The 8880-nt window shown below is 68.7% G+C and carries 9 protein-coding genes and 1 tRNA gene; 6 read left to right on the forward strand and 4 right to left on the reverse strand.

Annotation, left to right across the window (positions count from 1 at the left end; all coding sequences use genetic code 11):
* The coding region (locus DSY14_RS25115) for a serine hydrolase (protein WP_211719091.1) at nucleotides 1–508 on the forward strand (508 nt) is incomplete at its 5' end.
* Nucleotides 509–646: 138 nt separating this feature from the next.
* Here the strand turns inward: DSY14_RS25115 and DSY14_RS25120 are convergent.
* Entirely contained in the window at nucleotides 647–1441 is a 795-nt protein-coding gene (locus DSY14_RS25120; RefSeq protein ID WP_211719092.1) for a helix-turn-helix transcriptional regulator, read from the reverse strand.
* An 87-nt stretch (nucleotides 1442–1528) separates the two neighbouring features.
* Nucleotides 1529–1614, reverse strand: a tRNA-Leu gene (locus tag DSY14_RS25125).
* A 146-nt stretch (nucleotides 1615–1760) separates the two neighbouring features.
* Here DSY14_RS25125 and DSY14_RS25130 point away from each other — a divergent pair.
* The 5 genes from DSY14_RS25130 (at nucleotide 1761) to DSY14_RS25150 (ending at nucleotide 6976) form a co-directional block, all read left to right on the forward strand.
* Nucleotides 1761–2330, forward strand: a complete 570-nt coding sequence (locus tag DSY14_RS25130; RefSeq protein WP_211719099.1) for an ANTAR domain-containing response regulator — start codon at nucleotides 1761–1763, stop codon at nucleotides 2328–2330.
* A 351-nt stretch (nucleotides 2331–2681) separates the two neighbouring features.
* Nucleotides 2682–4253: a branched-chain amino acid ABC transporter permease gene (locus tag DSY14_RS25135; RefSeq protein ID WP_211719093.1), complete on the forward strand. Its 1572-nt coding sequence runs from the start codon at nucleotides 2682–2684 to the stop codon at nucleotides 4251–4253.
* Between the two features lie 12 nt (nucleotides 4254–4265).
* Complete coding sequence (locus DSY14_RS25140; RefSeq protein ID WP_211719094.1) at nucleotides 4266–5255, forward strand: branched-chain amino acid ABC transporter permease; 990 nt, start codon at nucleotides 4266–4268, stop codon at nucleotides 5253–5255.
* Nucleotides 5245–6123 (forward strand): ABC transporter ATP-binding protein, encoded by an 879-nt coding sequence (locus DSY14_RS25145; protein ID WP_211719095.1) that lies wholly within the window; start codon nucleotides 5245–5247, stop codon nucleotides 6121–6123. The genes DSY14_RS25140 and DSY14_RS25145 overlap by 11 nt, the downstream gene beginning before the upstream one ends.
* Complete coding sequence (locus tag DSY14_RS25150) at nucleotides 6116–6976, forward strand: ABC transporter ATP-binding protein (RefSeq protein ID WP_211719096.1); 861 nt, start codon at nucleotides 6116–6118, stop codon at nucleotides 6974–6976. Before DSY14_RS25145 ends, DSY14_RS25150 begins: the two co-directional genes overlap by 8 nt.
* A gap of 73 nt (nucleotides 6977–7049) precedes the next feature.
* Here the strand turns inward: DSY14_RS25150 and DSY14_RS25155 are convergent, their stop codons facing one another.
* Together DSY14_RS25155 and DSY14_RS25160 are read right to left on the reverse strand one after the other, a co-directional pair.
* Nucleotides 7050–8279: an ABC transporter substrate-binding protein gene (locus tag DSY14_RS25155; RefSeq protein ID WP_211719097.1), complete on the reverse strand. Its 1230-nt coding sequence runs from the start codon at nucleotides 8277–8279 to the stop codon at nucleotides 7050–7052.
* Nucleotides 8280–8415: 136 nt separating this feature from the next.
* Nucleotides 8416–8715: a hypothetical protein gene (locus DSY14_RS25160; RefSeq protein WP_211719098.1), complete on the reverse strand. Its 300-nt coding sequence runs from the start codon at nucleotides 8713–8715 to the stop codon at nucleotides 8416–8418.
* Nucleotides 8716–8880: the final 165 nt, after the last annotated feature.

Raw genomic sequence — 8880 nt, forward strand, 5'->3', positions numbered from 1 at the left:
CCACATCCGGGGCCTCACCGTCCGCCACCGCATCGGCGTCCTCAACGCCACCCCCGCAGAACGCCTCGCCCCCGACGAGACCCACCTCGCCCACACCCTCGCCATCGCGGCCGGCACCCACGGTCGGGGCCACGGCATCCCCCAACTCGACGTCACCACCGCCAACTCCGGCTCCGCCCGCGCCCACGTCGACCTGCTCCACGCCCTCTGGAAACCGACCCGCCTCCACCCCGACGTCGCCGGGGGCGTCCGTGCCCTCATGGCCGACAACGCCATCCGCCACCGCCTGGCCCCCGACTTCACCACCGACGCCACCACCTGGTCCTCCAAGACCGGCACCGTCCTCAACCACCGCCACGAGGTCGGTGTCGTCGAGCACGGCGACGGCGAGGCCTACGCCATCGCCGCCCTCACCGCCTCACAGGTCCCCGCCCGACACCAACCCGAGGCCGAAGCCCTCATGGGCCGCGTCGCCCGCGCCCTCCGCGACCATCTGCGCTCCACCTGACGCGGCGGCCACGACCGCCCCGACGGACGTGGGGGAGGGGCCCGCGGGACGGCGACGGAGGGCAGGGCGTGCGCGCGCACGCGGCCACAAGTGGTGCGCAGGGACCGACGCCGTCGCCGAGCGGCGTGGGGGCAGGGGTCAGTACTTGGGACCCACGAAGGTGTCCATCGCGGCCACGGCCTCCCTGCGCGACACCGACACCACGTGCAGGGGCCGCAGGTCCTCCCGGTCCCGCCGGGTGACGTGCGTCCGCCAGTCGACGCCGACCCGATCGAGGGCCCTGGTGCACAGGGCGACGATGTCCGAGGAGGCATTGGTGAACTGGTAGCGGGGGTAGACGTGGAACTCCGCTCCGGGCCGCGGCCTCTTCCTGCGCACGCGGTTGACGACCCGGATCCCGTCGGAGTGGATCAGCCCCCGGAGGAACTCCTTCGGGTGGGCGTCCACGATCTCCCGCTGCCAGGACTCCAGGGCGATCCGACGCTCGTGTTTCTTGCCCGGGCCGTGCTGGGGAAAGACGCACCGCCAGTGTTTCGAGGTCGCCTTGATCTCCGTGCAGCCCTGCCTTCGCACCTGGAAGACCGTCACGGGGAACACCGCGGCCATGGCGGTCGCGCACTCCACCATGAGTCCCGGCCAGGTGTCGCAGCAGACGATGGAGAGGTAGTCCACGCCCCGGCGGATGGCCCCGATGTACCCGTCCCCCAGGTAGAGACCGAGGAGGTAGGCGTAGGCCCGAGGGGCGAGCCGACCGTCACCGCACACGGGGCAGTACACGCCCCGGTCGCCGTCGCCGGGCATCGAGCGTCGTCTCCCGTTGATCCAGTGGCTGACCGCCGTCTGGGAGACCCCGCACTCCCGGGCGATACGACGCTGGGTCCAGCCGAGCCCGTGCAGGGTCAGGGCCTTGTCGACGAGGGCGCGAGCGTGCATGGGTCGCATGTTCGCCCATGCCTCGGACACTTTCGGGGAAAGTTCTCCCACAGCAAAAAGAGCCGCCCTTGGCGGCTCTCAGTGCGATGGTGCCGGAAGTGGGATTCGAACCCACACGCCCGTGAGGACGGGGGATTTTGAGTCCCCTATGTCTACCATTCCATCATCCCGGCCGGTTTGTTGACTCTGTCGGATTTATATCCGAGGGGCGGCGGCCGGTCAACATTGATATCACGATCGACCGGCATTGCCGGGGTCGACGCTCAGCATACTAGCGGATCTCGGTAACCTCGTGTACGTGACGAGGACGCAGAGCCGTGTGGTGATCGCGGAAGACGAGGCCCTGATCCGCCTGGATCTCAAGGAGATGCTCGAGGAGGACGGTTACGCCGTCGTGGGCGAGGCCGGTGACGGCGAGGCCGCCATCAGGCTGGCACGGGAGCTCCGGCCGGACCTGGTGATCACCGACATCAAGATGCCGGTGCTCGACGGTCTCACCGCCGCCGAGCGCATCGCGGGCGAGCGCATCGCCCCGGTGGTGATCCTGACCGCCTTCTCCCAGCGGGAGTTGGTGGAGCGTGCTCGGGACGCCGGAGCCATGGCCTACCTGGTCAAGCCCTTCAGTAAGTCGGACCTGGTGCCGGCGATCGAGATGGCGACCTCTCGTTACGCCGAGCTCTCCGCTTTGGAGGCGGAGGTGGGCAGCCTCCAGGACCGGTTGGAGACCCGCAAGCTGGTCGAGCAGGCCAAGGGTCTGTTGCAGAGCCGGCACGGGATGAGCGAGCCCGAGGCCTTCCGGTGGATCCAGAAGAACTCCATGGACCGCCGGCTGACCATGCGCAAGGTCGCCGAGACCGTCGTCGAGACGCTCGGTGGACAGAAGGGCTGACCTCCTCCCTCGAGTCGTGACGCAGGGGCCGCACCCGTGGGTGCGGCCCCTGCTTTGTGTCGGGATGCCGTCTCAAGTGTGGCCATCCGGTCACCGTAGGTGGAGGTGAAGTGACAGATCGTCTCGCCGCACTCGGAAAAACCTGGACGCCTGTTCAGGGTCAACGCGGATCCGGTACCGGTTTGATCTCGGTTGCGCACAATGGGGTGACGGTTGTGTCACGTGGCTTTAGCTGCGCTGAATGATCAGCCTAAACCGGGCTAAACTCGCCGCACCGAACAGCTAAAGGACAGTGGTGCCCGAATGCTCGAATCCGGGTACCACGTGACCTCAGATGCGCAAGGAGCGCGCGTGCGCACACGCCTCGTGACCGTGTTGCTCGCCCTGATCACCGCATTCCTGGTGATTCCCGGGGCGGCGGCTACGGCGGACGAACAGGGCGGTGAGTCGCTGCAGGGTCAGATCGGTCAGCCGGACGATCGGGATCAAGGTGTCGAAGGCATCGAGATCACGGTCTTCCAGGGTGAGGACGAGATCGAAGCGGTGACGACCGACTCTGATGGAATGTGGGAAGTGGAGCTGCCCGGACCGGGCACCTACCGCGTTGTGGTGGATCAGGAGTCCATCCCCAGTGAGTATGAGATCCGTGAGACGGTCCTCCTCGTCGACGGTGAGGCGGAGGCGGAGGTCGGTGCGAACGAGCAGCGGCCCCTGATCGTCGCTCTGGACGAGGCCGGAGCGGCCGCCGAGGAGCCGGCCGAGTCGGATGCCCCTGAGGAGGGGGACGGCGCGGCCCAGGAGGGTGAGGAGGACACCTCCGCCGAGGACCCGACCGTCGAGGTCGAGGGGCTCAGTGGTGGCTTCGGTGACCGCTTCGTCCAGCTGGCCGCGGCCGGTCTCCTGTTCGGCCTGGTCATCGCGGTCTCCGCGATCGGTCTCTCACTGATCTTCGGCACGACGCAGGTCATCAACTTCTCGCACGGTGACATGGTCACCTTCGGCGCGATGATGGCGCTGCTCTTCAGCAGCGGCGCGGCCGGGATGGGCAACTCCCTGCTGGCGATCTTCGCGGGTCTGGGGGTCGCGATCCTGCTGGGAGCCGCCTTCGAGGGCAGGCTCGGCCGGACCCTGCTGATCGTTCTGCAGTGGACGTCGGTCTTCGGCGGTATCGCGTTGGCGACCGTGATGGGCGTGCTCGGTGACGACATCGGGTGGCGGGTGCCGCTGTGGGCGGCGGCCGGTATCGCGGTGGTCATGGGCGCCGTCCTGGGCGGCACGATGGAGCGTTACCTGTGGCGTCCGCTGCGCAAGCGCAACGTGGCCCTGATCCAGATGTTCATCGTCTCGATCGGTCTGGCCCTGGTCCTGCGGCACGTGCTTCTGGTGCTGTTCGGTGGGAACCGGACGCGCTACGCGGGATACCAGGTGCAGGAACTGGTGCACATCGGCCCGGTGTCGATGCCGCCGCGTGACCTGGTGATCATCGGCGTGGCCCTGGTGGTCCTGGTGCTGGTGGCGTGCCTGCTGCAGTTCACCCGGATCGGTAAGGCGATGCGCGCGGTCTCGGACAACCGGGACCTGGCGGAGTCCTCGGGCATCGACGTCGACCGGGTCACGCTGTACGTGTGGCTGCTCGGTGGCGGTCTGGCGTCCCTGGGCGGTGTGCTCTTCGGCCTGAACCAGGTCGTCGACTACGAGATGGGCTTCCGTCTCCTGCTGCTGATGTTCGCCGCGGTGATCCTGGGTGGTCTGGGCACGGCCTATGGCGCCATGGTCGGCGGTCTCGCCGTCGGCCTGGTGGCGATGCTGTCCACCCTGTGGTTCCCCGCGCAGCTCATGAACGCGTGGGCTCTGGCCCTGATGATCCTCATGCTGCTGGTCAGGCCTCAGGGTCTGCTCGGTTCGCGCGAGCGGGTCGGCTAGGAGAGGTAGACGATGGATATTCTCATGATCCTCGCCGAGTCCGCCCGTTCCGCGGTCGGACCGGTCGCGGCGATCTACGCGCTGGCGGCCGTGGGCCTGAACCTGCACTTCGGTTACACGGGGTTGCTGAACTTCGGTCAGGTCGGCTTCATGCTGGTCGGCGCCTACGGCGTGGGCATCAGCGTGGCGGTGTTCCAGCTGCCGGTGGCGGTCGGGTTCCTGGTGGGTCTGGGCTGTGCGCTCGTGTTGGCGTTGCTGCTCGGTATCCCGACCCTGCGCCTGAGGGCCGACTACCTGGCGATCACGACGATCGCGACGGCGGAGGTCCTCCGTCTGGTGTACCGGGCGGGCTTCGCGGAGCCGCTGACCAACGGTGTGTACGGTCTCCAGAACCTCTCCTCGGGGTTCCGTCAGGTGAACCCCTTCGACGCGGGTGAGCGGTACGGCGTCGGGGCGTTCATGTTCACCGGCAACCAGATGTGGTTGATGACGGTGACGTGGGGTCTGGTCGGGTTGGCCGCCCTGGTCACGTGGATGCTGATCCACAGCCCGTGGGGGCGCGTGATCAAGGGCATCCGCGAGGACGAGGACGCGGTGCGCAGCCTCGGCAAGAACGTGTTCGCCTACAAGATGCAGGCGCTGGTGCTGGGCGGTCTGTTGGGTGCGCTCGCCGGTGCGATGCTCGCGGTGCACCAGGGGGCGATCCAGCCGGACCAGTTCAAGCCCCAGGTGACGTTCTACCTGTGGGTGATCCTGCTGCTGGGCGGTGCGGGCCGGGTGTTCGGTCCGATCATCGGTTCGATGGCGTTCTGGTTCCTGATGAACTTCACGGACGGTTTCCTGAAGGGCCTGGGCCGTGAGGGGCTGCTGCCCTTCCTCGACGGTCCGGACTACGGCGCGATCCAGTTGGCCTTCATCGGTCTGCTGCTGGTGCTGCTGATCGTCTTCCGGCCACAGGGTCTCATCGGTGACCGCAAGGAGATGCTGATCAATGTCAAGTGACGAGGTGAACGAGGCCGCGGCGGTCGAGGTCGACCGCATGACGGACACGGTTCCCGAGCCGGGGTCGTCGAAGGCGGACCCGATCCTGGTGGCCGACGACGTGAAGCGTTCCTTCGGCGGTCTGACCGCGGTGGACGTGAAGCACCTGGAGGTGCAGCGCGGAACGATCACGGCGTTGATCGGTCCGAACGGTGCGGGCAAGTCGACGTTCTTCAACCTGTTGACCGGCTTCGACCGGGTCGACAGTGGTCAGTGGACGTTCGAGGGTCGCCAGATCAATGGTCGGCGCGGCCACCAGGTGGCGCGGGCCGGGATGGTGCGGACCTTCCAGCTGACGAAGGCGCTGACCCGGTTGACGGTGCTCGACAACATGTTGTTGGGCGCCCAGGGCCAGGTGGGCGAGCGGATGGCGGGCGCGTTCCTGCGGCCGCTGTGGGGTTCGCAGGAGCGGGCCAACACCGAGCGTGCCCTGGACCTGTTGGAGCGGTTCAAGCTCGTCGACAAGCGCCAGGACATGGCGGGGTCGTTGTCGGGCGGTCAGCGCAAGCTGCTGGAGATGGCGCGCGCGTTGATGACCGACCCGAGCATGATCATGCTGGACGAGCCGATGGCGGGTGTGAACCCGGCGCTGGTGCAGTCGTTGTTGCACCACATCACGTCGTTGCGGGACGAGGGCAAGACGGTCCTGTTCGTCGAGCACGACATGGACGTGATCATGGGTATCAGTGACTGGATCGTGGTGCTGGCGCAGGGGCAGGTGATCGCGGAGGGTCGTCCTTCGGACATCCGTTCCGACCAGCAGGTGATCGATGCCTACCTGGGTGCCCAGGAGGTCGAGGGCGAGGCCGGGGAGAGTGGCGATGCCTGAGGAGAACGACAAGTTGCGCCCGGAGCCGGAGGAGATCCCGGTGGAGGCCGAGGAGGCCGCGGTCGTCCAGGAGCACCGTGAGGAGATCCTGGAGCACGCGAGCGCCGAGGTGCTGGAGGTGGGTGGTCCGGAGGACTACCTGCTGCTCGCCAAGGACATGGTGGCCGGTTACGTGCCAGGGGTGAACATCCTCAACGGGTGCACCCTGACGCTCACCGAGGGCGAGGTCGTGGCGATCATCGGCCCGAACGGCGCGGGCAAGTCGACGTTGGTCAAGACCATCTTCGGGCTGATCCCGGTGCGTGAGGGTTCCCTGACGCTGCGCGGTTCGAGTATCGCCGGCCTGCAGGCCCACACGCTGGTGGAGCGGGGGGTGGGGTACGTGCCGCAGACGCGGAACGTGTTCCCGTCCCTGACCATCGAGGAGAACCTCCAGATGGGGGCCTTCCTGCGCCCGCGGTCGTTCTCCGAGCGGTTCGCCGTGGTGGCGGAGCTGTTCCCGCTGTTGGGGGACCGGCGTCGGGCCAAGGCCGGGTCGTTGTCGGGCGGTGAGCGTCAGATGGTGGCGATGGGTCGGGCCCTCATGATGAACCCGTCGGTGCTGCTGCTGGACGAGCCGACCGCCGGGTTGTCGCCGATCTACCAGGAGGAGGTCTTCCAGCGCGTCAAGGAGGTCAACTCCACGGGTGTCTCGGTGATCATGGTGGAGCAGAACGCCCGGCGTTGCCTGCAGATCTGTGACCGCGGATACGTGCTGGACCAGGGTCGGAACGCGTACACGGGCACGGGACGGGACCTGTTGAAGGACCCGAACGTGATCGAGCTGTACCTGGGGACGCTCGCCAAGGCGTGATCCGGCGGGCCCTCGGGGCCGTGTTCGAGGGGGTGGGGCCGCGGCCCCACCCCCTCTTTCGTCGTGCGCGGGGTCAGTCCTCCCGGCTGGAGTAGTCGACGTAGTCGAGGATCTCGTAGCCGTCGCGCCCGAAGTGGAAGACCTCGAAGGTGGCGGAGGTGGGGTCGCCGTTGTCGTCGAAGTCGATGTCGCCGCTGGCGCCCTGGTAGTCGATGTCCTGGCCCTGGTCGAGGAGGTCGCGGCACTCGGCGAAGGAGGTGCACTCGGTGCCGGCCGGGCGGCTGACGTCGGGCAGGTGTTCGACGTAGACGCGCGGGTCGGTGGAGTCGGCGGCCTCGGCGGCCAGGGCGATGACGGTGACGCAGTCGAAGATCTGCGGGGCGAACTGGAAGACGTCCAGGTCGGGGGCGAAGGCGCGGAGTCCCTCGTTGAATGCGGGGTTGTCGGCGCTGGGGGCGACGCCGGTGGTGCCGACGATGGCGTCGGGGCGTCGGTCGGCGATGGTCTCGTCGAGTCCGGGGTCGTTGAGGCCGTCGGTGAGGTAGAAGGTGCTGTCGACCTCGGTCTCGATGAGGGCGGCCATGAGCTGGGTGCCCTCCTCGAAGGAGATGAGGGCGATGGCGTCGGCCTCGGCCCGGAACACACCGTCGATGACCGCGCCGAAGTTGGTGGTGTCGGGGTCGTAGGTCTCGCTGAGGGTGACCTCGGCGCCGAGGGCGTTGAGTTCGTCCTCGACGGCGGTGAGGTAGCCGGTGCCGTAGTCGTCTGCGCGGGCGACGATGGCGACGGAGGTGTGGCCGTCGGCGATGATCCGCTGGGCGAGGACGGGGCCGGCCATGAGGTCGCTGGGCGCGGTGCGGAAGAAGTAGCCGCCGTCGTCGATCTCGCTGAGTTCGGGTGAGGTGCTGGACCCCGAGCACTGGGTGATCTCGGATCCGGTGATGGTGTCGTAGGTCGCCTGGGTCATCGAGGAGGAGGCGGCGCCGATGACGGCGTTCACGCCGTCGTTGACGAGGGTGTTGGCCGCTTCGTTGGCCTGGGCGTTGTCACCGGCCTCGTCGGCCTGGACGGGGGGTGGCACCTCGGTGCCGAGCACACCGCCCGCGTCGTTGATCAGGGAGATGGCGTAGTCGACGGCGGCGATCTGTGGTGGCGCCAGGAAGGCGAGGGAGCCGCTCTGCGGATAGAGCAGGCCGAAGGTGAAGGCGCCGTCGTCGGATCCGTTGGCGTCGGCGCAGGAGGTGAGGGTGAGGGTGGCCGCGAGTGCGGCGGCGGGCAGGGCGAGGGTGGGGCGGACGTGCATGGTTCGGGTCCGTTCGACGAGTCTGGCGGCACGCGGGTGCGGTCGCCGTGAGCCGCTGTGGAGGGTCGGCGGGGCCCGGCGCGTGGGTGGGCACGCGCCGGATCGTGCCGGTGGAGGGGTGGGGCCGGTCGGTGGATCAGCCCCGGTGGGCGTGGTCCCGGTGGCCGAGGGCGGTGCGGTGCGCGGGTCCGGGGCCGGTGGTCGTGGGGGCGCGGGTGCGGTCGCCGTGGCCGGTGCCATGGGCGTACCGGTGGTCGCCGTCCCGTGGGGGATCGAGGGCGCTCGAGCGTGCGGTGGCGATGGCGGCCCGGGCGTCGTCGGGCCGAGGGGCCTCGGTGTCGTGGTCGACGAGGGCGCGGACTCCGGTTGGTGGGGGCCCGGTGCCCGTCGTGTCGTGGGGTAGGGCCGGCGGGGCGTCGCGGGCGGTGCGGAGCACCGGGCGCCTCCTGGCCGATGACCCGGTGGTGTCGGCGTGGCCGTGGTGGAGCCGGTCGTGTCCGTCTCCGCCCCGGGCGTCGGCCGCGCGGGTGAGGAGGGCGACGGGGGTGTGGGCCGGGGCGCGGCGTGGGCCCAAGCGAGGGCCCTGGAGCACGTTCTCGAC

This window comes from Nocardiopsis sp. MG754419 (assembly GCF_018207095.1).
Lineage (GTDB): Bacteria > Actinomycetota > Actinomycetes > Streptosporangiales > Streptosporangiaceae > Nocardiopsis.

What these genes read in the sequence shown, in the direction of transcription:
- DSY14_RS25120 (WP_211719092.1), bottom strand. Translation starts at nt 1,441, where the DNA reads ATGCACGCTCGCGCCCTCGTCGACAAGGCCCTGACCCTGCACGGGCTC.
- DSY14_RS25140 (WP_211719094.1), top strand. Translation starts at nt 4,266, where the DNA reads ATGGATATTCTCATGATCCTCGCCGAGTCCGCCCGTTCCGCGGTCGGA.
- DSY14_RS25145 (WP_211719095.1), top strand. Translation starts at nt 5,245, where the DNA reads ATGTCAAGTGACGAGGTGAACGAGGCCGCGGCGGTCGAGGTCGACCGC.
- DSY14_RS25150 (WP_211719096.1), top strand. Translation starts at nt 6,116, where the DNA reads ATGCCTGAGGAGAACGACAAGTTGCGCCCGGAGCCGGAGGAGATCCCG.
- DSY14_RS25155 (WP_211719097.1), bottom strand. Translation starts at nt 8,279, where the DNA reads ATGCACGTCCGCCCCACCCTCGCCCTGCCCGCCGCCGCACTCGCGGCC.